The sequence below is a fragment of the Terrirubrum flagellatum genome (genome assembly GCF_022059845.1).
Taxonomy (GTDB): domain Bacteria; phylum Pseudomonadota; class Alphaproteobacteria; order Rhizobiales; family Beijerinckiaceae; genus Terrirubrum; species Terrirubrum flagellatum.
In genome coordinates, this window is the sequence record NZ_CP091851.1 from 2,074,775 (window position 1) to 2,097,081 (window position 22,307).

The window sequence follows — 22,307 nt, forward strand, 5'->3', positions numbered from 1 at the left end:
ACCTACGCGCTTCTCCCGAGATCAGGCCGCGGTCCTGACATCGGCGTCGCGCCCGAGCAGCACGACCCAGGGATCGCTTCCGAGCGCGGCGCGCATCGAGGCGAAGAGCTGCGCCGAACCCGCATCGGCCGTCGCGCCATAATTCAGGATCGCGACGCGATCGGCATGGCGCGCCAGCGCGGCGCGCTCCTCGGCTGTGAGATCGAACGGCGCGTCGATGACGACGGCGTCATAGGTTTCCGACAACGCGTCGAAGATGGTGTCGAAGGTCTCGGAATCGCCGGAGAGATCGGACAGATCGCCCTCGCCGCGCAGCATGACATGGAGCCGCGAATCCTGGGCGCGGCGGATGACTTCGGCGAAACCCGCCTCGCCGCGCGCGAGGTCGAGCACGCCGGCGCGGCGATCGCCCGCCGCGGCGATCGCATCGCTCAGCACCACCATGATCGTCCGCTCGGATTTGGCGAGCGTGTTCGCGACCTCAACCACAACATCGCCGGCCTCGGCGCGATCGGCGCCGATGAGCGCGATGCAGAACGGGCGATGTTCGACCGCGTCCGCGCGCAGACGTTCGATGAGCTGATCCTGAGCCGTCTCGCGTTCGGGCGTGATCAGCGGCGCGGGCTCGGAAACCTCTTGCGCATTGTGATCGGCGACCGGCTCGTTCTGCTGGCGCGCGGACGCGAAGGCGGGCTGCGCGCCAACATTCTCCGCGTCTTCCGGCTCTTCCTCATCTTTGGCGGCCGACCCCATGAGGTCGCGCGCGATGGCGACGGCGGAGAAGAGCACCAGCGAAGCCAGAGCCGTCAGCACGATAATCGGCATCTTCTTCGGGAAGGCCGGACGCGACGGCACTACGGCGCGCGAAATCACGCGGGCATCCGGCGGCTCGGCGTTGTCGGTGTCGCGGGCGACGGCCTCGCGATATTTCGCGAGATAGGATTCGAGCTGCTCGCGCAAGGTCCGCGCCTCGCGATCAAGCGCGCGCAGTTGCACGTCATTCTCAAGCCCTTCGCCGCTCTTCTTCTTCTGCTCGTCGAGAGCCGCCTGAAGCTGCTCGACGCGCGCGCCCGCGACTTTCGCATCGTTCTCGATGCCGCGCACCGTGCGCTCGGCGGCGCTGCGAATCTGGCCTTCCACATCGGCGATCTGCGCCGAAAGCTCCTTCATGCGTGGATGCTCGGAGCCGAGCGTGCGCGCCTCCAGAGCCATCTGGGCGCGCAAGGTGACGCGCTGCTCGATCAGGCGACGAATGAGCTCGTTGTTGGAAACCTCGGTAATTTCAAAGACGCGACCGCTCTTGATCATGTCACGAATGAGATGCGCCTTGGCTTGCGCGTCGGCCTGCTGCGTACGCGCCTGACTGAGCTGGGTCGCAGCTTCGGCAAGCTGCTGCTGCGGCAAGGTCGAATCGCGTCCGGCCGAGAAAAGCCCGTTGCGGCTGCGGAATTCCTCGACCTTCGCCTCGGCCTCTTTCACGCGGCGGCGTAGATCGTCGATATTGCCGGAGAGCCAGGTCCCGGCCGAGCGCGCGAGATCTTTCTTCGCGGTGGCCACCGTATCGAGATAGAGGTCGGCGATCACGTTCGCGCCATTCGCCGCGAGATCAGGGTCGCTCGACGAGAATTCGACGCCGACGACGCGCGACTTGCCGACGGGATAGACCGACAGCTTGTCGTAATAGGCTTCCATCACCCGGTCTTCGAGGCTGCGGTCGGTGAGATCGCGGGAGATGCCGAGGAGCGCCGTGATGCGGGCGATGAAATTGAACGACCGCGCGGAGGGATCGAATTCGGGATTACCGATCAGCTTCAGCTTCTTGATCGCCTCGCGCGCGAGATCGTTCGACATGACGACCTGCACCTGGCTCTGCACGCCTTCGGAGTCGAAGGCGTTCTGACTGCCCTGATCGGGCTGAGCGCGATCGGGACGGTTGAGATAGTTGACGCGGCTTTCAAGAAGCAGCCGCGCTTCGCCGGCGTAGCGGGGCGTCGCGACATTGACATAGGCCGCCGCCGCCGCGGTCAGCAGCAGGGTCGGAACGATGATCGAGGAGCGACGGCGGACGAGCGAGCCCCAGAGGCCGCTGACATCCAGCTCGCCGGGAACGAGTCGCCTCTTGGCTGACTGATCTGGCATGATACGCCCTGCCCTCAAGTTCACGCAGACTCACTCTTCTGAGGGCGATTACACAATGTTAGGGTTGCCGGGCGGTTAAGGGCAGAAAGGTCGCGAACCCGCAATCGTTGCAGTTTGTTAACCATATCGGACCTAAATCAGACTCACTTTCTGACGGTCCTGTCATGCTGACCCGCCGCTTCACGCTCCTCGCCTGCGCCGCCGGCCTTCTCGTTTCGGCCTGCGCCCCGCGCGCGCCCTACGCGGTGGCGCTGATCGACGAAAATCCACTCAATGATTACCGGCTCGCGAGCGGCGACAAGCTGCGCGTCATCGTGTTCGGACAGGACAGCCTTTCCAATATCTATGGAGTCGACGCGCAGGGCCGCATCTCCATGCCGCTCATCGGCGATGTGCCCGCAATGGGCCGCACGACTCGCGAACTCGAACGCCAGATCGAGGCGCGCCTGCGCGGCGGCTATCTGCGCGAGCCGCGCGTGTCCGTCGAAGTCGACGCCTATCGTCCCTTCTTCGTGCTTGGCGAAGTGAACAGCTCCGGCCAGTTTCCCTACGTCGTCGGCATGACCGCGCAGACCGCGGTCGCGATCGCCGGCGGCTTCTCGCCGCGCGCCTATCAGTCGAGCGCCGAGATCACCCGCATGATCGAGGGCGCGCCGGTCACGGGAACCGTTCCGATCACCACGCCTATTCGCCCGGGCGACACCATCGTCATTCGCGAACGCTGGCTTTGAGCGACGCCATTCCAATGCCGCCTCAGGCTGACGGCGCGCCGCTACGGATTCTCCACGTCTTCCGCGCGCCGCTCGGCGGCCTCTTCCGGCATGTGATCGATCTCGCCAAAGGCCAGATCGCGCGCGGGCATGCGGTCGGCGTGTTCTGCGATTCGACGCCCGGCAACGCCCATTCCGAGAATCTTCTCGGCGGTTTACAGCCCGATCTTCAGATCGGGCTTCGCCGGCTGCCGATGAAGCGCAATCCCAATCCGTCCGATCTCAACGCGCTTCAGGCGCTGCGCAGCTTCATTTCCGAATCGCGGCTCGATGTCGTTCACTGCCACGGCTCGAAGGGCGGCCTCTATGGACGGCTCGCGACGCCGGCGCGCGGCGCGAACCGGCCGATCCGCGCCTACACGCCCCATGGCGGCAGCCTGAACTACAAACCGGACACCTGGCTGCACTGGCTCTATATGCGCGCCGAATCCTTCCTCGAACGGCGCACCGATCTCTTCCTGTTCGAGAGCGAATATATCCGCGGCCGCTATGTCCATTATGTCGGTGAGCCGAAGCCGCTGGTGCGCGTGATCCGCAACGGCATTCATCCGCACGAGTTCGCGCCGATCGAACATCAGCCTGACGCCAGCGACATCGTCTATGTCGGCGAATTCCGCGAGGCGAAGGGTATAGACGTCCTCATTCGCGCCATGGCCGAGGCCAGGAGCCGGCTCGGCCGCACGCCGACCATGGTGATGGTCGGCTCCGGCCCGGATCTTCCCAAGATCAAGACTGACCTCGCCGAGCTTGGCCTCACCGACGCAGTGACGATTCTGCCAGCGCGTCCGATCCGCGACGCGCTGGCGCGCGGGCGCGTGATCGTCGTGGCGTCGCGCGCGGAATCCCTGCCCTATGTCGTGCTGGAAGCGGCGGGCGCGGCGCAGCCGATGATCGCAACGCGAGTCGGCGGCATCGGCGAGGTGTTCGGTCCCTGGTCCGATCGCCTCGTGCCGCCGGGCGATATCGGCGCCCTCGCCGACGCGCTCCTGCGCATGCTGGAAATGCCGGAGGCGCAACGCGCGGCGGAAGCGGCGGCGCTTGCGGCGCATGTGAAAGCGAACTTCAGCGTCGACGGCATGATCGACGGCGTCCTGCAGGGGTATCGCAGCGCAATCGACCTCAGAGATGCAGATTTCGTTAAGGCTTCCGTGACCGTTGGTCGCTAACGATGGGCGTCTGAAAACATTGTCCGGGGAGAGACCTCCCCAAGAAAGCCAGCGCGCAAGCGATCTTCATGTCCGGCTTCTCTGTTCATGACCTGATGCGTGAGCCGCGCGGAAGCGCGCCCGCAAGCGACGCGCGGCCGGCGAAACTATCGACGCTTGCCGAGCGCATCGCCAATCTGCCGCTTCAGCCCTCCTATTCCGCCGCCGTGCTGTCGGGGCTGATCCGCGCCGCCGACTTCGCGCTCGTCGCGCTCTCCGGACTGCTGATCTATTTCTTTCACCCCAATCATCCCGTGGAATTCGAAAGCGGCTACATCCTCGCCTCCGGCGCGGTCGCCGCCTTCATCGTGCTCGCCTTCGAGGCGATGCATGGCTACAGCCCGGCCTCGCTGCGCTCGCTCCGCGCGCAAGGCGTGCGCATCGTAACCTGCTGGACGCTCGTCTTCCTCGGCGCGCTTGCGATCATCTTCTTCCTGAAGATCGGTCCGTCCTATTCACGCATGTGGCTCGGCCTGTGGTACGCCGTCGGCCTCTCGCTCATCCTGATCGAACGCATCATCGTCGCCGGCATCGTGCGCAAGCTGACGGCGATGGGACGCCTTGATCGCCGCACAGTGATCGTCGGCGGCGGCGAACCCGGCGAGAATCTGATCCGCGCGATCGAGCGTCAGCCCGACACCGATGTGCGCCTGCTCGGCGTGTTCGATGATCGCGCCGACGAACGTTCGCCTGACATTGTCGCGGCCTATCCCAAGCTCGGCGGCGTCGATGACCTTGTCGAATTCGCACGGCGCACCCGCGTCGATCTCGTGATCTTCAGCCTGCCGATCTCGGCCGAGCAGCGGCTGCTCGCCATGCTGCGCAAATTGTGGGTGCTGCCGATCGACATCCGGCTCTCGGCGCACACCTCGAAGCTGCGCTTTCGTCCCCGCTCCTATTCCTACATCGGCGCGGTGCCTGTCATCGACGTGGTCGACCGGCCGATCGCCGACTGGGACGTGGTTCTGAAGTGGGTGTTCGACAAGACGGTAGGAATGCTGCTGCTCCTCCTCCTGTCGCCCATCCTGCTTCTGACGGCGATTGCGGTGAAGCTCGATTCGCGCGGGCCGATTTTCTTCCGGCAGCGCCGCTACGGCTTCAACAATGAGCTGGTTGAAGTGTTCAAGTTCCGCTCGATGTATGTCGGCGACAGCGACGCGACCGCTTCCAGGCTGGTCACGAAAGGCGATCCGCGCGTGACGCACGTCGGCCGCTTCATCCGCAAGACCTCGATCGACGAACTGCCGCAGCTCCTCAACGTCGTGTTCAAGGGCAATCTCTCGCTCGTCGGGCCGCGGCCGCACGCCGTCCACGCCAAGGCGGCGAACCGGCTCTATGACGATGTCGTCGACGGCTATTTCGCGCGTCACAAGGTGAAGCCCGGCATCACCGGCTGGGCGCAAATCAATGGCTGGCGCGGCGAGACCGACACCGACGACAAGATCCAGCGCCGCGTCGAGCATGATCTTTTCTATATCGAGAACTGGTCGCTGTTCTTCGATCTCTACATCCTTCTGAAGACGCCGTTCGCGCTTCTGAAGACCGACAACGCTTACTGAAGGCGCGCGCTATTGGGCGCGCGAAGAGCGTCATGACCGCTCGCCCCCTCCTGATTGAAGCTGCGCCGCAGCCCTGGCCGCGCGGTCCGCATCCCTTCATTCTCGGCCTGCACCGGCTGTCGCTCGGCCTGCTCGTCTTCACCGGCGCCTTCGTCGTCTTCGACGGGCCCTACAACGCCGCCTTCATCTTCGCGGCAGTGGTGATGATCGCCGGCGGGGCGCGCCTCAACGCGCCGCTCGCGCCGATGATCGTCATCACGCTGGTCTATGTCATGGGCGGGCTCGCCTCGCTCATCGGCAACAATCTGGATGACTTCATCCCGCAGCGTTATATTTTCACGATGTTCTTCCTGGCCTGCACAGCCTTCTACTTCGCCATGGTGATCCAGGAAGAGACGACGCGACGGATCGACATTATTCGCAAGGCGACGATCGCGTCCGCCGTCATCTCCTGCTTCATCGGCCTGATCGGCTTCTTCGATGTCGCCGGCCTCGCGCAATATTTCCGCGTCTATGAGGGCCGCGCGTCGGGCACCTTCCGCGACCCCAACGTGTTCGGCTCCTTTCTCATTCTACCGGCGATCTTCCTGCTGCAGGACCTGATCGTCGGACGGCGCGGATTATGGTGGCGAGCGACGGCGTTCCTGTTGATCGCGCTGATGATCTTTCTGTCCTTCTCGCGCGGCTCATGGGTCGCCTTTGCGCTGGCGGGCGCGATGCTGTTCGTTCTGACGGCGGTCACCGAGCGCGATAAGGCGGGCCGTCTCATGGCGATGAGCCTCGCGGCCCTGATCGTGTTCGCCCTGCTGGCTGTGGCGGTCCTGTCGATCGACGACATCCGCTCTGTGTTCGAGCAACGGGCGAAGCTCTTGCAAAGCTATGACGAAGGCCGCTTCGGCCGCTTCGGCAAACTCGTCTATGCGCTGCCGCTCATGCTCGAGAATCCCAACGGCCTCGGCCCGCTGCGCTTCCGGAATTTCTTCTTCGAGGACCCGCACAACGTCTATCTCAACGGCTTCGTCAATTTCGGCTGGCTTGGCGGGCTCTCCTATCTCGCGCTGATCGTCTCGACCTGCGTCGTCGGCTTCAAAATCTGCATGCAGCCGAGCCCATGGCGGCGCGAGGCGATCGCGATCTTCTGCTCGCTGTTCACGCAAGTGCTGCAAGGCTTCCAGATCGACACCAACACCTGGCGTCACTTCAACATGATGATCGGCCTGATCTGGGGCATCATGGCCGCATGGACGCTCATGAAGAAGCGCGCGAAAGAGGCGCCGCGCGCCCATTCCGCGCCGCCGCCCACAGCGGTTCAGGCTGCGATCCCGGCCTCGGCCATCATCGCGGCGCGATAGACGTTTTCGATTCCGTCGAGATGCCGGTCGAGCGTCAGCGGCGCTCGCCAGTAAGCGTCATACGCCCCGGCGGCCATGGCGCGGACGCGATCATCGTCCTGAAGCTGCCGCATGGCCGCAACGAGCGAATCCACATTCGCCGATTTGAAACAGAGGCCGTTCCTGCGCTCGACGATGGCTTCCACGGCCGCGCCCGCGTCGCTCGCGATGACGGGACAGCCATTCGCCAGAGCCTCATAGACCGTGAGCGGCTGCCCCTCATAGAGCACCGAGGGAAAGACCAGCGCGCGCGCCGCGCGGATTTCTTCCGTCACTTCGGCGGTGTTCTTCCAGCCGGCGAAAACATGCTCGGGAAAATCGTGCTGCAACTCCTCGCGCAACGGCCCGTCGCCGACGATGCGAACGCTGACGCCGATGCGGCGGCCGGCTTCGCAGAACAGGCGCGCGCCTTTTTCCGGCGACAGCCGGCCGACGAACAGAAACGGGCCAAGATCGGCGGCGGGCTTCGGGCCGCGATCGACGATGTCGATGGGATTGTCGACGCGATGCACTTTCATCTGCGCCGGCAGCCAGGGCCGCGCCACGCGCTCCTGCGTCGCGCTCAGCGTGATGATATGCCGACAGGCGTCTTTCAGCCCGCTGGCATGGTCGAGCAGCCAGTGACGGCCGCTGCGCCAGAGTTTGCGCGCGTGGCTCCGCTGATCGCAGTTGGTGCTGATGCAATCGAAGGATTGCGGCGTGCGATGGCAGGTCTCGCCTTTGGGGTAGACGAAAAAGCCGCCATTCGGACAAACCCAGAAGAAATCATGCAGGGTCGCGACAAGGTTCGCGCGCCGCTCAACGATCGCGCGGCCGATCGACGGCGACAGCACCTTCGCCCAGGAATGAAGATGGACGACCGTGTCGCGCTGATCGAATCCGCCGAGCAGTTCCGAGAGCTTCGCGCGCGCCGGCCTGTTCCAGGTCGCGATGCGCGTGAACGCGATCGGCGAGGACGCGGTGTTGATGTCGGGCTGACCGAGACACAGGACTTCGACGCCGCTGGCGGCGAGTTCAGGCGCCACGGGGCCGGTCGCTGCGAAATAGATGACGCGGTGGCCGCGCCGGGCGAGGCCAATGGCGCTCTGAATGGCGACCATCGCCACGCCGCCGACCAACGCGGCGTGATCGTTGACGATGATGATATTCATGCAATCAAGCCGCTTCGCAGACGCGGACGCGATTCCGGCCGAAGCGCTTGGCGTCATAGAGCGCCGCGTCAGCGCGCGCGAGACAGGTCGTGATGTCCTCGCCCGGCGCGAGCGCTGAATAGCCGACGCTGCAGGTCATCATGTTCGCAAGCCCGTTGCCAAGCGGAAACGCCTGCGCCGTCGCAGCCTGCTTCGCCGCGGCGAAGAACTCCTCGGCGTTGACGTCGTGCGGCAGCGTTACACAGATCGCGAACTCCTCGCCGCCGACGCGCGCGACGCAGGCGCCTTTCGCCGCGGCTTCGGTCAATCGCGCAGCGAAGGTCTTCAGCACTTCATCGCCGGCCGCATGGCCCCAGGTGTCGTTCACGGACTTGAAGTGATCAATATCGAGAAGCCCGAGCCACAACGCGGATCTCTCCGCCATTCCGGCGCGCATTCCGGCGACCGAAATCTCGAAGCCGCGACGGTTGGCGACGTTGGTGAGGCTGTCGGTTTCGGCGGCCGTCCGCAGCTCCCGTTCGCGCTCCGCGGCGGTTTTGAGCTGCGCCGAAAGCGCCGTTCGCGACGCTTTCTCCAGACCCACTTCGAAGCGCAACTGACGCGCCTGCGCCTCGAGCTGCGCCAGCGCGTCCTTGAGCTCCGTGATGTCAGCAAACATGACGATGAAGCCGTCGCTCCAGGGAGCGGCCGTGACGCGCAGCCAGGGACCATCCGGCTCGCCATTGCGCCGGGAATCGAAATTCTCCGGCGCCTGCGTTTCGACCACGCGCACATAGCGCGCCCAGACGCCGCGTTCGGCGATCCCGGGAATGAGATCGAAGATGCTGCGGCCGATCGGGTCGCCCTTGAACTTGTCGCTGATCTGCGCCGCGGTGCGATTGAAGGTGACGAGATGCGCGTCGATCATCTGGCCGCTGACGTTTCGGTGAGCGCGGAATGCGAGCACGCCCATCGGCGCCTGATCGAGGATCGCCGCAAGCAGATCGCTGCGGAATTCGATCGGCTTCTTGAACACGATCAGCAGGGGCGCGCCATCGCGGGTCCGCACCGGGCAGATCAGGCGCTCCCACATGCTCACGCGCTCGTCATTGATGCCGCGTTGTGTCGCCAGCAGCGGCCGGCCTTCGGCAAGCACCCTCTGATAGACGTCGTGAAGCTGGCGGGCGAAGTTCTTGTCGGCGATCTTCATCGTCCGGCCGACGAGATCGAAACCAGAATTCCGCGCGATCTCAGAGCCGTAATAGAGATAGGTGAAGCCTTCGACGCCAGGCGCCATCATGAGCAGGTGCGGCGTGAACGCATCAAGCGAGATCAGATTAAAATCGTCGAATCGGGCCCAACGGCCGTCGTCCGACGCCGCGCGGTAGGCCGAGAGGAGCTGCGATATCTCCTCGCTCTGCGCGTCGGCCTCAATGCTGTCGAAGCTGAAATGCTCGAACAAGAACTGCGCCCCCTGATCCCGGCGCTTATAGACGACGCGAGTAAATGTGAGGTTTGCGAGCTGCGCAGCGAAATGAAGCAAAAGCTGCAAATGTCTGCGCTGAATGAGAAGATCGCGCCGCGTGTTGCTGCTAACGTGGCTTATGGAAGGTTAATGGTCGCGCTCTGACAAGACCGCGGCCGTCTTTCATCGTGCGGGCGACACATTGCGGACAAATCGACGGGTCAGACTCACCTGATGTTCACCGCACAAAACAGTCTGCGCCGAGCGCCGGGCGGACCGCGAAGCAGATGCGGCCGCAGTTCAAGGTCCGACCTCGACTCTCTCAGTCGAACCGTCGTGCGGGCGACAACCAGCCGTCGCTAAGGTGATCTACGATCCCGTCGACACAGATTCCCGATCTGAGTCGACGACATAGGTCCGATGCAGAAATTCGATCAAAACGGCGAAGCAACCGAGATGCGCGATTGCGATCCAGATGAGCATGGGCGCCCCCAAATGACGCGTTTCCCCGAGCTTTGTTCACTTTCCCCAGCCGTGGGTCAGTGCACACGCAACGCTTCCCGCGCCCACGAAGCAACCTTGAGGCGGCTTTCTATGAATGTCTATCGTGCAATGCAGCAATTTGCCGCACAAACGCTGCGCACGCCCGCGATTCGACCCGCGCGATGACCGCCTTACCGCCTAAATCGCAAGCAGTTTCCTTCGTTTGGCATGCGCATTGCGTATGACTGCGTATGTCGCCCGGCGCCCCAGGAATTGCGGCGACGATGGTCGCCCGGATTGCGACGCACAAGGCGGAGAATCCGCCTCCGGGTTGCGTTTGGACCGACGAGCGAGGGCGAGTCGCACCCGTCGGCCAGGATTGAGTCAGAGCGAACCGATGGCTCGACGCCATCATCGCCCCGCCTCTGCTCATCCGAGCGCGGCGGCCCTTGAAGTTTGTTGTCGCTGACAGGAGCATGAAGCTGATGATCTCAGGTCAAACTCTCAACAATGGTTCCGCTGTCTCGGCAGCCATCCCGGCGTCGGAACACAAGCTGACGGAGCGGGTCTTCGCCGCAACCTTCGCTTTCGCGGCCATCACGGCGACGGGCGTATGGGTCGGCTTTCTCGGCTGGTGCGCGGCGTCGCTATGGAACGTCGCCTTCGGCTGAACCAAGAGACTGGAGACGGCGCGGGAGGAGGCCGTCTCTCCGAGATATCAGCGGGATCGTGATCCCCGCCACATTCAGGCGAACAATCGCTCCACAAGCGAAGATATACTCATAAACTATTGAAATAATTATTTCTCAGGCCTCTTTGAGGCCGCTCCTCAAGACAATCGTGATCGTTGACCGCGCCCTGTTGCGGGCGGTTCGCGTTGCGCCCTTCCCTCCGGCGATGCAAAATCGCCGGCAAAGTCAGACGCAGAGTCGTGGGGCGCGCGCCCCGACCCGCTGACGCGGTCGGAGGGTGTGGATGCGGGTGCTTGTTACGGGCGCCGCAGGATTCATCGGGTATCATACGGCGCTGCGCCTGCTGGCCCGAGGCGACGAGGTTGTCGGCCTCGACAATCTCAATGCGTATTATGATCCCGCGCTGAAAGCCACGCGCCTCGAGCGCCTCAAGGCGCAGCCCGGATTCCGGTTCGCGCAGATCGATCTCGCCGACCGGATCGCCATGGCCGATCTCTTCGCAAAGGGAGCTTTCACGCGCGTCTGTCATCTCGGCGCGCAGGCCGGCGTCCGCTATTCGCTGGAAAATCCGGAGGCCTATATCGACTCGAACCTCGTCGGCTTCGGCGCGATCCTCGAAGGCTGCCGCCGCAATGGCGTCGAGCATCTGGTCTACGCCTCATCGAGCTCCGTCTATGGCGCGAACACCGCGACGCCCTATCGCGTCGAGCAATCGGTCGACCATCCCGTCAGCCTCTACGCTGCGACCAAGAAGGCGAACGAGCTGATGGCGCACTCCTACAGCCATCTCTACGGATTGCCGACGACAGGCCTGCGCTTCTTCACGGTCTATGGGCCCTGGGGACGCCCCGATATGTCGCCGATGATCTTCACGAAAAAGATCATCGCCGGCGAACCGATCGAGGTTTTCAACAATGGCCAGCACGCCCGCGATTTCACCTTTGTCGATGACATCGTGGAAGGCGTGGCGCGGGTGATCGATCACACCGCGGCGCCGGATCCCGACTGGAACAGCGACGATCCCGATCCCGCGACGTCTTCCGCGCCCTGGCGGCTCTACAATATCGGCAACTCGCAGCCGGTGGAGCTTCTCGATTTCATCGCCTGCATCGAAAGAGCGGTCGGCAAGAAGGCCGTCATGGTGATGAAGCCGAAGCAGCCGGGCGACGTCGATCGCACGAGCGCCGACGTGTCTGCGCTCGAAAAGGCCGTCGGCTTCAAACCAGACACTCCGATCGAGGAAGGGGTGAGCCGCACCGTCGGCTGGTACAGGCAGTTCTATCGGGTTTGAGCCTCATTCGCGCCCGGCGAAACCGAGCTGCTTGTCGAACTCGCGCTGACGATTGAGCGTATCGCGTCGCGCCTGCGCCGCCAGCTTTTCCGCCCGGCTCTGCGCCGCGCGGCGCAATCGCTCGGCCCAGAAGGCGGGAAAAGGCCCCTTCCCCCTGAGCGCGCGCCTGAGCCAGCGCGCAAAACCTGACGCGTGCAGCCGGAACATGTCGTCGTCGAACGCAACGAGCGCCTCGCAGCTCGCGGGATCGCCCTGCCGGCCGGCGCGCCCGACAAGCTGGCGATCGACGCGCTTCGATTCCGCATATTGCGTGAGGATCACATGCAGGCCGCCGGCGGCGCGCGCTTCGGGCGTCAGTTTGATGTCGGTGCCGCGCCCTGCCATGCTGGTCGCAACCGTGATGCGGCCCGTCTGCCCCGCCTGCGCGACGATGCCAGCCTCTTCGCTGTCATTGCGGGCATTGAGCAGCACATGCGCGATGCCGGTCGCATTCAACGCTCGCGACGTCGCTTCCGATTCCGCCACCGATCCCGTTCCGATCAGCACGGGTCGCCCCTCGGCCTGCAGCGCCTGCGCTGACTCAGCGATGGCGGCGCGTTTCGCATCGGCGTCGCCGAACAGTTTCGCGCCGCGATCGATGCGCCGGTTCGGGCGGTTCTTCGGAATGCGCACCACCTTCAATCCATAGACGGCGCGCAACTCGCCGACCGTTTCCGCGAGCGTGCCCGACATGCCGGCGAGATGGAGATACCGGCGAAAGAAGCGCTGATAGGTGATGCTCGATTGCGTCGCGGTGCGCGCCGTAATCTCGACGCCTTCCTTCATCTCGATGAGCTGATGCAATCCGTTCTGCCATTGCCTGCCGTCGGCGATGCGGCCGGTGAAGGCGTCGACGATCTGCACCTTGCCGTCGACGACGACATAATCGACATCGCGCGCATAAAGACGCTTCGCCGCGAGCGCCTGAGACACCATCTCCTCGCGGCCCCGGCGCGCCTCCCACAACCCGCCGAAACCTTCCGTCAGCGCGCGCGTCTTGCGGCCGCCTTCGTCGGTCAGCCGCGCATGGCGGTTGGCGGCGATCAGTTCGAAATCCGCGCCTGCGACAAGCTGGTCGGCGACGTTGAGCGCAGTCGCATAGATCGACTGTTCGTCGGCGTCGCCTGCGCCGGCGATGATGAGAGGCGTGCGCGCTTCGTCGATCATGATGGAGTCGGCTTCATCGACGATGGCGAAATGAAGCCCGCGCAGCAGGAGCGACGGGCCGCCTGCTTCAGCGCGCCCGATGCGATCGACCATGGCGTTCGATTGCAATCGTCTGCGACCCATGGCGAGACGATCGCGCTGATAGTCGAACGCCACTTCCTTGTTGACGGCGTAAGTGACGTCACACGCATAGGCCGCGCGACGCTGCGGCGGCTCCTGTCCCTGCTTCACGAAGCCCACGCTCAATCCAAGAGCCTCGTAGAGCGGCCGCAGTTCCTCCGCATCGCGCTCGGCGAGATAATCGTTCACGGTGACGACATGGGTCGGCCAGCCGCCAAGCGCAGCGGTCGCCGCGGCGAGGGACGCGGTCAGCGTCTTGCCTTCGCCGGTCTGCATTTCCGCGAGCCGCCCCTGCATGAGCGCAAGCCCGCCCATCAACTGCACCTGATAGGGCCGCATGCCGACCCTGCGCGCGGCCGTCTCGCGCACGAGCGCGAAGGTCTCGTTGACGAGATCGATCGTGAAGCCTTCGCGCCGCAACGCCGCGCGCAGCCGCGCAGCTTCCTGGCGCAACGCATCGTCGGAAGCAGACAGAAGCTTCTTTCCCAATTCCTCGATGATTTCGGCCTGCCGCCGCAGGCGCGGCGCGCCGCGCTCGAACAAGGCGGCGACGCGTCCATAATTCTCGATCAACCAGCGGTCGGCCTTGCCCGGCTCCTCGTCCCGGCGCTCGGGATAGAGCGACGATCCGCGTTCGCCGGCGACAATCCGGCCATCGCTGAAGCGGAGCATGCGCGTCAGACGTTGAAGCGCGCGAGGAAGAGCTGGCGCAGCGTCCTGTACCATTGCCATCCCAGCGGCTCGGCGCCGTGATCGAAACGCGCATAGACCTTCGAGCCGAAATAGGCGCGCGCCGGCTCGCTCAGTTCAAGATCGAACTGGAAAGTGCGCTGCAGGGTCTTCGCCTGATTGGGGTCGCGCGCGTCGACCGCGAGCCGCCCGCCGCCGATGTCGGACAGAGCCTTGCTCGGCAGCTTGTCGGAGCCCGCCGGGACCTCGCGCACGATGCGCGCGCGATAGACATGCGAGAGATCGCTAGGGAATTTGATCTCGATGCGATCGATGTTCCGCCTGACAAGATCGATGTCGGACTGGATGACGACGGCGCGCACGAGCTGCGCGCGATCATTCATGACATAGCCAAGCACATCGCCACGCTTGGCGTAGCGCGCCGGCATGTCGTCCGACTTCGGCGCGACGAAGCGGCCGCTCATGCCGGCGCGCGCGACATATTGCCCGGCGCGCTCATTGGCCCGCGCCAGCGACGCCTGACGGATGATCAATTCCTGGCGCGTCAGATCGGCCTGCACGCGATCGTCGAACTGTTCGGATTCGAGCTTCGCGGATGCGGCGTCGACCTGCGCGCGCAGCACGCCGATCTCGCCTGACATGTTGGGATCTTCGCTCTGGAACAGAGGCGCTCCCAGCGCGACCTCCGTGTCGGGTTCAGCCAGAATGCGCTTCACGAAACCGTCGGCGCCGGCGCGCACGAAGCTCTCCTCCGGCAGCCAGACCACGGCTTCCGCATTCGTATGCAGGGGAAACGGCGCCAGCATGAGCGCGGCCGCAATCGTCGACAATCCGCCGAAGGTGATGAAATTCGCGCGCAGGCGATGCTCGCGCAGGCGCGGCGACGTTACGACAAACGCAAGCGCCTTGAGCGCCGGCCAGACGAGCGTGCGCGCAACACCTGCGATCGCGGCGATCACGCCGATGATGAAGAACTGCGACGCCACGAACAGCGCGACGCCGAACGTCACGATCAGGCGATAGACGAAGGCGGCCGGCGCATAGACGACAAACCAGGCGCGCTCGCCGCGCGTCGCCTCCGGCGGATCAGCCTTCACGCCGAACAGGAAGCGCTGCGCAGCCCACGCCCAATAACGGTTGGCGCGCTGGCCGAGATTGGGAATATCGATGACGTCGCTGAGAATATAATAGCCGTCGAAACGCAGCAGCGGATTGGCGTTGAACACGACCGTCGAGACGCCGGCGATCAGCATGACATTGTAGGCGGCCGCGCGCACAAGGCCGGGTTCGGCCAGCGCCCAGACGAAGGTCGCGAGCGCCGCGATGAAGAGCTCCACGACCATGCCGGCCGCGGCGACGAAGGCGCGCTGGCGGCGATCGCGAAACGCTGTGGAGGCGGAGGCGTCGACATAGGGCACGGGCGCCAGCACGAGGAACATCAGGCCAAATTCGTGCACCGCGCCGCCATAACGCTTCACCGCATAGCCATGGCCGAACTCATGCAGCGCCTTCAGCACAGGGAAGATCGCCGCCATCAGGATGAGATTTTCCCTGGCGAGGATCGTGTCGACGGACGCGTCCGACAAGGTCGCCCAGTTCATGCCGACGATCAGCAGCGCGGCGGCGACGCAGGCGAGCCAGATCAGGCCGCCCGCCCAGCCGAAGAGCGGCCTGACGAAGGGAAGCGTGCGGTCGAGGAACGCGTTCGGGTCCCAGACGGGAAAGCGGATCGCGAGCGGGTTGCCGAAACGCTGCTTCAGCGTCGAGCGCTGATGGCTTTCGTAGCGCTGGAAGAGTTCGGCCGCGTCCGGCGGCGTGTCGCTCTGCAGGAGATCGGCGGCGTGAAGCTGCGACAGGATATGGATGATTTCGTCCTGGCTCGGCGCGTCGTCGCCCAGCTGGCCGACGACGAGATTCCAGAGTTCGGCGACGGTGCGCCGGCCATCCATCAGGCCGATGAAGAGATAGACCGGCGCGGTGAAGCGATGATAGCGGCCCGAGGCCTCGTCCTGCGCCACATACCAGGACTGGCCGCGAGAGCGATGACGATGCGCCTGCACATGGCTGCGCAGGCGCGGCCTCAGATGCGCGACGCGGTGCCAGGAGGAGCTGAGAAAGGACTGCGCCATCGAATTCAGAACGATCCCGCCGCCAATGGATGTCTCAAATATGCAGACATCCTAGAATTCGCCGCATGCTTTTCCAAGCCGGGCGCTTCGGCGACATTGGTCTGCTGGCAGTCCACCCGAAAGCAGGCGTATTGCGCTCATATTGAGTTTGGCCGAGTTTAACCCGTCGCAGGGGAAGACCACTTGAAGTAGAGTAACAGCGTTAGACGTCCAAATGGAGCGCGAGATGCCTGTTTCCAGAATGGTGACCGGCTCGTTGGCCCTGCTTGTTCTGAGCGGAATTTGCCCGGCCCTGGCGGGGGACAGTTCACTTGAATACGACCGCGCGACCCCGGCCGACCTGAAATGGAGCCCGCTACCCTCCATGCCCAAGGGGACGCAGACGACTGTGCTCCACGGCAATCCGGGCAAACCGGGCCTCTATACTGTTCGCCTCAAAATCCCGGCGAATTCCAAAATGCCTGTGCATTCTCACCCCGACGAACGCGTTCGCGTTATCATTTCGGGGACCTACTATTCGGCGCTGGGCGACAAGGTGGACGCGTCGAAACTGTTGAGCTTTTCCCCCGGAACATTTTCGCATGTGCCGCCCAAGGTTTGGCAGTTTGCCGAAACAAGGGACGAAGAAGTTATATTCGAGATTACTGGAATAGGACCGACAGGCATCGACTACCTCAATGCTGAAGATGACCCTCGAAAGCAAAAATAATGTTTGTGCTCATTTCCGTCGTCGCCCATCTGTGACGGGTCGAAGGCGTCGTCGTCGAGCGACAGCTCGGCCGCGGCGAATACGCCTATGAGCAGGCGCCGATCATGACGGTGGCCCAGCTCGGCCCGCTGTTCGTGGAGGTCTTTGTGCCGGTCGCGCTCTATGGCTCGATCGCCCTTGACGGCAAGGCGACGGTCAGGCCGGAGCTGCCGAAGGCGGCCGATCGCGAGGCCGTGGTCTCGGTGGTCGATCCCGTGTTCGACGCCCGCAGCGGCGCCTTCGGCGTCAGGCTCTCGATGAAGAACGCCGACCGGCGCACGCCTGCGGAGGCGCGCTGCAAGGTGAAATTCGAGCCGCTGGCGAAGGCGCCATAGCGATTATCTCTTTCGCAGACGCCCGGCCTTCGGTTGACTTTGTCGGCCAAGTCGCCTTGGTGCGTCATCACTGCCGTCGTAGCTCAATGGATAGAGCACCGGACTTCGAATCCGTAGGTTGCAGGTTCGAGTCCTGCCGACGGCGCCAGATTCCCCTTCAGCCGCCCTATCACCCAGCGCAGCCAACCCGTTTCGCTGTTGCGCCCGCCAATCCCGCTCCTAAAATCATCAAGCTGACATTTTCCGGGGCTGGGGAGGCCTGAAACATGAAAGCGATTCTCGCCATTGTCGTCGCGGGCGGCGCGTGCCTGATGATGTCGTCGCCGGCCGACGCCTGGTATTGCAGCGCGCGCGGCTCGACCGGCGCGTCAGGCTGGGGCCGCGCTGGAAATCCGAGCTACGCCCGCAGGATCGCGCTGCGCGAATGTGCAGTTCGCACGCCGCGCTATGCGCGTTGTTACATCATGTATTGCACGCCCTGATCGGCCGGCGCCGGCGCGACGCGCGCGGCGCCGTGACGCATCGTCCACCTGCCTGCCCTGCTCGTCCGGCGGTTGCTTCGACTCCGGAAATGCGGTCGCATGCCTTCATTGGCGCGGCTCACCCGCGCCGCAGGAGGAAGCCCCATGTTGAAAAAACTCGCATTCGCCGCCCTCCCCGTCCTTGCGCTTGGCGTGGCCTCACCGCCGGCCTTCGCGCTGACCATGAAGGAATGCAGCACCAAATATCAGGCGGCGAAGAAGGCCAACACGCTGAAGGGCGCAAGCTGGAACGATTTCCGCAAGGCCGAATGCGCCGACGACGACGCGTCCGACACTGACGCCGCCGCAGCCGTGGCGCCTGAGCCCGCTAAGCCCGCCGCGGCCGCGCCGGCAAAGCCTGCTGCGACAACTGCGCCAGCCGCGACGACAACGGCGGCCGCTCCCGCGGCGACGCCGGCCAAGCCGGCTGTTCCGGCTCCGGCCGCGAAGCCCAGCGCCGCAATCTTCCCACGCACCGTGGCGACCAAATACGCCAATGAGACGCCCGGCAAGGCGCGGCTGAAAACCTGCGTCGACCAGTACAACGCCAACAAGGCGGCGGGAAAGAATGGCGATCTCAAATGGATTCAGGAAGGCGGCGGCTACTGGAGCCAGTGCAATTCCAAGCTGAAAGCCGGCTGAAAACCTCATCGCTTCGCCACCGAATAAAAGCCGCCCGGTGCGCCGGGCGGCTTTTATGTGCGGGATGAATCAAGGTCTGCGACGAGCGCGGCGTTGGAGACGGTGGGAATCGGAAGCTCACGAATTCAAGATGAACAGCAGCATTGCCGCCATCTCCGGATATTCGCGATCGTGCTTTGACACTGACATTCATGGTGCGCTGCGACGCTTTCGCCGCGCTCCGATGAGGCGGCGGATTCAACGTTTTCGCAGCGCCGAGGCGCGGCTCGGCGCCGAGATGTTCGAACGAGCAGTCAACGAGACAATAACCTCCCGGATCCAACGTAGACCGCTGTGTCCGTGGCTGCGCTCGTGCCAGACCATTCCCACTGCGAAACCCTCAACGGGAAAGGGGCAGTCTATCACTTTGAGCTTGTCGGCGCGGCCGCGAACCAGACGTTCCGGGACGAGCGCCACGAAGTCCGAGCGAGACACAATCTCGGGAACGAACAAGAACGAGGCTGCGGATAGCACCGCATTGCGCTCGTGTCCGAGGACAGCCAAAGCGCTGTCCACTGGCGTCACAAAACCTCCGCCATGCAAGGACACGACTACCTGATCCAACTTCGCAAACTCCTCAACTGCAATTCCCTTTCGCAGTCGCGGATGTTTCCGGCGGCCAATGAGCACGTAGCGCTCGTCGAAAAGATGCCGGGTGCGAAGAGCCGGCGGAGCTTCGTGCGGCATCATGAGCGCCAGATCGACAACGCCCCGCGCCATCTGCGCGTCCAACTGCTGTACGTCCAGATTGCGCAGCGCTACACGAACTTCGGGCGCTCGCGTCCGGAGTTGCACGACGAGCGGCATAACAATCGCCATCTGCAGGTAATCTGTGCAAGCGATAGCGACGGTCAGCTTGGCTTTAGTCGGGTCGAAGTTCCGATGAGAAGCGACCGTAGCTCGAACCTGGTCAAGGGCCTGGCGCAATGGATCGAGCAACTCAATTGCCTTGGCGGTCGGCGTCATTCCTCGCTGTGCAGGAATTAGCAGCGGGTCATCGAACTCATGTCTGAGACGATTCAGTTGGGCGCTCACCGCCGGCTGGCTCAGGCTTAGGCGAGCGGCCGCCTTCGTCACATTCTGCTCCACAAGCAACGTCTCAAGCGTGACGAGCAGGTTGAGGTCCAGACGTTTGATATCCATTGAATGGATAGTAGCCGAACATTTTTGTGATTTCAAATATAGCTCGGAGTTGTCGAGACTTCTCGGCCTCGCACCGAGCGACAACCGCTCACAATCTCAGGATCGGGAGAAACAGCATGAGCCAAGCCGATACTTCCAAGCCCTTGATCACGGTCGTCGGAGCATCAAGTAAACAAGGCCGAAGCGTCGCCGCGGCGTTGCTTGATAGCGGGCGCTACCGGGTCCGCGCCTTGACTCGGCGCCGCGATAGCAAGCCGGCACAAATCCTCGCGCAGAGGGGCGCCGAAGTCGTGGCGGCGCCCCTTGAACTCGGCGCGCAGGCCGAGCTAACCGCAGCCATGAGCGGCTCGGTCGGCGCGTTCTTGATGACGCCGCCCATCGTCAAGGTTCCGCCGGCGGAACTTGAACTCACCCTCGGCAAGGAATTGGCCAACGCGGCGGTCGCCGCTGGCGTCGAACATGTGGTTTTTAGCGGGCTCGAAAACGTCGAGGCGCGCACCAACGGCGCCAAGTGGGCGCCGCACTTCACCGACAAGGCGAAGGTGGAAGACTACATTCGGGGCTTACCCATTCGCAGTTCGTTCGTGTACCTCGCGTTCTACTACACCAACTTCATGGAATACTATGTGCCGCAGCGCGTGGAGGACGGCATCAAGTTTGCCATATACTTGCCGCCGCACATCCCCATGCCGTTCTGCGATCCACTCACTGCGGCCGGGCCGGCTGTGCGCGAGATTTTCGATCACCCCACGCAATACGACGGCAGAACGCTGCCCGTGATCGGCGAGTTTCTTTCGGCGCAAGATATGGTGGACACGTTTGCGCGCGTCACCGGGCAGCGGTCGTGCTACGTCTCCGCCTACTCGCGCGAAGATCTGTTGCGCCATTTTCCCGGCTTTACCGCCAACGAGCATCTCGTGCGCGAGCTGGTGGGCATGGTGGAATACGCCGTCGAGTATGGCTACTATGCCCCCGAGCGCGATCTGACGTGGAGTCGGAAAATTGATCCGCACGCGTTGACTTGGGAGCAGTTTCTCGATCGCAGCAACTGGAAAGGCGATCTACTGTCCTATAACGCCACTCCTGAAGACAAGCTTCTGTCGGTGTGATGGTCGCGCGATTTCCAGCATGTAGAGCGGACTGCAGCGGATAGCGAGCGCAGAACTGTCTGAGCCGATATCGAGCGGCGAGAGACGCTGCTTTCTCGCTGGCGGCCAGTTGGTCGGCCCGCCGGCGCGTTCCTTGCCCTGCATACAGTCGCGTGACAGCATCATTTCGTGGCGCGGGTCAAAGCCTGCATCAGCCATCGTCAATCAGAAACTCTGGAGATGATCGTGCCTGATCCATCCGTGCAGCAATCTCCGACGCCGTTCAAGGTCGCCGTTCCGCAAGCTACGATTGACCGTATCCTCAATCGCGTGCGGGACGCGCAATTCCCGGACCGGCTCGACGGCAACGATTGGCGATACGGGGCTGACTGGGATTACATGAAGGCGCTCGCCGACTACTGGGCGACGGAGTACGACTGGCGCAAAGCGGAAACAAATCTGAACCGGCATCCGCAATTCACCGCGCGTGTGAACGATTACGATATCCATTTTTACCACGTCAAAGGACGTGGACCGAAGCCGATGCCGCTTATCCTGACCCATGGGTGGCCAGGATCAGTGTTCGAGTTTCTGGAAGCAATCGGCCCGCTGAGCGACCCGGCAAGCTACGGCGGTTCGCCGGAAGATGCATTCGACGTCGTTGCGCCATCGCTGCCGGGATATGGCTTTTCATCCAAGCCGAAAGGCAAGCCCGTCGGCCCCGCGACAACAGCCGCCCTCTGGAATCATCTCATGACGGGCGTGCTCGGATACGCAAAATATGGCGCGCAGGGCGGCGACTTGGCCAACGGCGTCCAGGTTCAACTCGGCCGCACCTACCCCCACTCGCTTGTGGGCCTGCATTTCAACGGGATATCCATCAGCGCCGCACCATTGCCTCCCGAGGCCGAACAGACACCCGAAGAGCGCGCTTACGCGCGAGCGCTGGCCGCCCATCGACTGACGGAGCTGGATTACAATGGTGAACAACGCAACAAGCCGCAGACGGTGGCGCTTGCGCTCAGCGATAGTCCCATTGGGGTCGCGGCGTGGATTGTCGAAAAACTCAAAGCCTGGAGCGATTCGCCAGCGTTGGAGCCGGTGTTCACGAAGGAACAGGTGATCACGAACGTGATGATCTATCTTGTGACCAACACCATCGGCACAGCGGCCTGGTTTTATCGAGGGCTAAACGAAGATTTCGGAGCTGCTGAAGGCAGAGTCGCCGTTCCCACCGGCTTTGTCTCCTCGCCGCACGAAATGACGCTCCTCAATCCGCCAAGAAGTGCGCTGGAGCGAAATTTCAATCTGGTTCACTACACCAAGATGTCGCGTGGCGGCCATTTCGCGTTCTGGGAGCAGCCCGAAGCGATGGTCGAGGACGTGCGGCAATTCTTCAGAAAGCTGCGCGCTTAGAGTGTTTCCCGTTTGCGATGATTCAAGGTTTCGTCATCGCCGCGCTTGTCACCGCAAGCCGGATTTATCCGACTTGCGGCATTCAACTATGCGGAACTCGGGCAA

General features: G+C 63.5%; 19 protein-coding genes and 1 tRNA gene. 14 read left to right on the top strand and 6 right to left on the bottom strand.

What is annotated here, in order from left to right; translation table 11 throughout:
* Window positions 1-21: 21 nt before the first annotated feature.
* A complete protein-coding gene (locus L8F45_RS10105; protein WP_342362741.1) occupies window positions 22-2,139 on the bottom strand; it encodes a GumC family protein in 2,118 nt (705 codons plus the stop codon).
* Window positions 2,140-2,303: 164 nt separating this feature from the next.
* On the opposite strand from L8F45_RS10105, the gene L8F45_RS10110 reads away from it, so the two are divergent.
* From L8F45_RS10110 to L8F45_RS10125, 4 genes are all read left to right on the top strand, one after another.
* Complete coding sequence (locus L8F45_RS10110) at window positions 2,304-2,870, top strand: polysaccharide biosynthesis/export family protein (RefSeq protein WP_342362742.1); 567 nt, start codon at window positions 2,304-2,306, stop codon at window positions 2,868-2,870.
* Between the two features lie 14 nt (window positions 2,871-2,884).
* The gene (locus L8F45_RS10115; protein WP_342362743.1) at window positions 2,885-4,075 is read left to right on the top strand and encodes a glycosyltransferase; all 1,191 of its coding nucleotides are present in this window, start codon (window positions 2,885-2,887) and stop codon (window positions 4,073-4,075) included.
* A gap of 68 nt (window positions 4,076-4,143) precedes the next feature.
* Window positions 4,144-5,673 (top strand): undecaprenyl-phosphate glucose phosphotransferase, encoded by a 1,530-nt coding sequence (locus L8F45_RS10120; RefSeq protein ID WP_342362744.1) that lies wholly within the window; start codon window positions 4,144-4,146, stop codon window positions 5,671-5,673.
* Between the two features lie 32 nt (window positions 5,674-5,705).
* On the top strand, window positions 5,706-7,025 hold the full coding sequence (locus L8F45_RS10125; protein WP_342362745.1) for an O-antigen ligase family protein: 1,320 nt from the start codon (window positions 5,706-5,708) through the stop codon (window positions 7,023-7,025).
* Here L8F45_RS10125 and L8F45_RS10130 read toward each other — a convergent pair.
* On the bottom strand, window positions 6,983-8,215 hold the full coding sequence (locus L8F45_RS10130; protein ID WP_342362746.1) for a glycosyltransferase family 4 protein: 1,233 nt from the start codon (window positions 8,213-8,215) through the stop codon (window positions 6,983-6,985). The two genes, L8F45_RS10125 and L8F45_RS10130, sit on opposite strands and share 43 nt — an antisense overlap.
* A 4-nt stretch (window positions 8,216-8,219) precedes the next feature.
* Window positions 8,220-9,656, bottom strand: a complete 1,437-nt coding sequence (locus tag L8F45_RS10135; RefSeq protein WP_342362747.1) for a GGDEF domain-containing protein — start codon at window positions 9,654-9,656, stop codon at window positions 8,220-8,222.
* Here L8F45_RS10135 and L8F45_RS10140 point away from each other — a divergent pair.
* The 3 genes from L8F45_RS10140 (at window position 9,645) to L8F45_RS10150 (ending at window position 12,125) form a co-directional block, all read left to right on the top strand.
* Window positions 9,645-9,824 carry a hypothetical protein gene (locus tag L8F45_RS10140; protein ID WP_342362748.1) on the top strand — a complete coding sequence of 60 codons (180 nt, stop codon included), beginning with the start codon at window positions 9,645-9,647 and terminating at the stop codon, window positions 9,822-9,824. The two genes, L8F45_RS10135 and L8F45_RS10140, sit on opposite strands and share 12 nt — an antisense overlap.
* An 803-nt stretch (window positions 9,825-10,627) precedes the next feature.
* Window positions 10,628-10,813, top strand: coding sequence for a hypothetical protein (locus L8F45_RS10145; protein ID WP_342362749.1), 186 nt, complete (start codon window positions 10,628-10,630; stop codon window positions 10,811-10,813).
* A gap of 304 nt (window positions 10,814-11,117) precedes the next feature.
* Window positions 11,118-12,125: an NAD-dependent epimerase gene (locus tag L8F45_RS10150; protein ID WP_342362750.1), complete on the top strand. Its 1,008-nt coding sequence runs from the start codon at window positions 11,118-11,120 to the stop codon at window positions 12,123-12,125.
* 3 nt (window positions 12,126-12,128) lie between these two features.
* On the opposite strand, the gene L8F45_RS10155 is transcribed toward L8F45_RS10150, so the two are convergent.
* Together L8F45_RS10155 and L8F45_RS10160 are read right to left on the bottom strand one after the other, a co-directional pair.
* Window positions 12,129-14,123 (bottom strand): preprotein translocase subunit SecA, encoded by a 1,995-nt coding sequence (locus L8F45_RS10155; protein WP_342362751.1) that lies wholly within the window; start codon window positions 14,121-14,123, stop codon window positions 12,129-12,131.
* 5 nt (window positions 14,124-14,128) lie between these two features.
* Window positions 14,129-16,270, bottom strand: coding sequence for a peptidase M50 (locus tag L8F45_RS10160; protein ID WP_342362752.1), 2,142 nt, complete (start codon window positions 16,268-16,270; stop codon window positions 14,129-14,131).
* 226 nt (window positions 16,271-16,496) lie between these two features.
* Here L8F45_RS10160 and L8F45_RS10165 point away from each other — a divergent pair, with 226 nt between their 5' ends.
* The 5 genes from L8F45_RS10165 (at window position 16,497) to L8F45_RS10185 (ending at window position 18,516) form a co-directional block, all read left to right on the top strand.
* The gene (locus L8F45_RS10165; protein WP_342362753.1) at window positions 16,497-16,979 is read left to right on the top strand and encodes a cupin domain-containing protein; all 483 of its coding nucleotides are present in this window, start codon (window positions 16,497-16,499) and stop codon (window positions 16,977-16,979) included.
* A 104-nt stretch (window positions 16,980-17,083) separates the two neighbouring features.
* Window positions 17,084-17,353 carry a hypothetical protein gene (locus L8F45_RS10170; protein ID WP_483411875.1) on the top strand — a complete coding sequence of 90 codons (270 nt, stop codon included), beginning with the start codon at window positions 17,084-17,086 and terminating at the stop codon, window positions 17,351-17,353.
* A 72-nt stretch (window positions 17,354-17,425) separates the two neighbouring features.
* Window positions 17,426-17,501: transfer RNA gene (locus tag L8F45_RS10175), tRNA-Arg, on the top strand.
* 118 nt (window positions 17,502-17,619) lie between these two features.
* Window positions 17,620-17,835 carry a hypothetical protein gene (locus tag L8F45_RS10180; protein WP_342362754.1) on the top strand — a complete coding sequence of 72 codons (216 nt, stop codon included), beginning with the start codon at window positions 17,620-17,622 and terminating at the stop codon, window positions 17,833-17,835.
* A gap of 144 nt (window positions 17,836-17,979) precedes the next feature.
* Window positions 17,980-18,516 carry a hypothetical protein gene (locus L8F45_RS10185; RefSeq protein ID WP_342362755.1) on the top strand — a complete coding sequence of 179 codons (537 nt, stop codon included), beginning with the start codon at window positions 17,980-17,982 and terminating at the stop codon, window positions 18,514-18,516.
* A 237-nt stretch (window positions 18,517-18,753) separates the two neighbouring features.
* On the opposite strand, the gene L8F45_RS10190 is transcribed toward L8F45_RS10185, so the two are convergent.
* Window positions 18,754-19,698 carry a LysR family transcriptional regulator gene (locus L8F45_RS10190; RefSeq protein WP_342362756.1) on the bottom strand — a complete coding sequence of 315 codons (945 nt, stop codon included), beginning with the start codon at window positions 19,696-19,698 and terminating at the stop codon, window positions 18,754-18,756.
* Window positions 19,699-19,814: 116 nt separating this feature from the next.
* Between L8F45_RS10190 and L8F45_RS10195 the strand changes: the two genes are divergently transcribed.
* Both L8F45_RS10195 and L8F45_RS10200 read left to right on the top strand, forming a co-directional pair.
* A complete protein-coding gene (locus L8F45_RS10195; RefSeq protein ID WP_342362757.1) occupies window positions 19,815-20,807 on the top strand; it encodes an NmrA/HSCARG family protein in 993 nt (330 codons plus the stop codon).
* 168 nt (window positions 20,808-20,975) lie between these two features.
* Window positions 20,976-22,202: an epoxide hydrolase family protein gene (locus tag L8F45_RS10200; protein WP_342362758.1), complete on the top strand. Its 1,227-nt coding sequence runs from the start codon at window positions 20,976-20,978 to the stop codon at window positions 22,200-22,202.
* The last annotated feature ends 105 nt before the right edge of the window (window positions 22,203-22,307 follow it).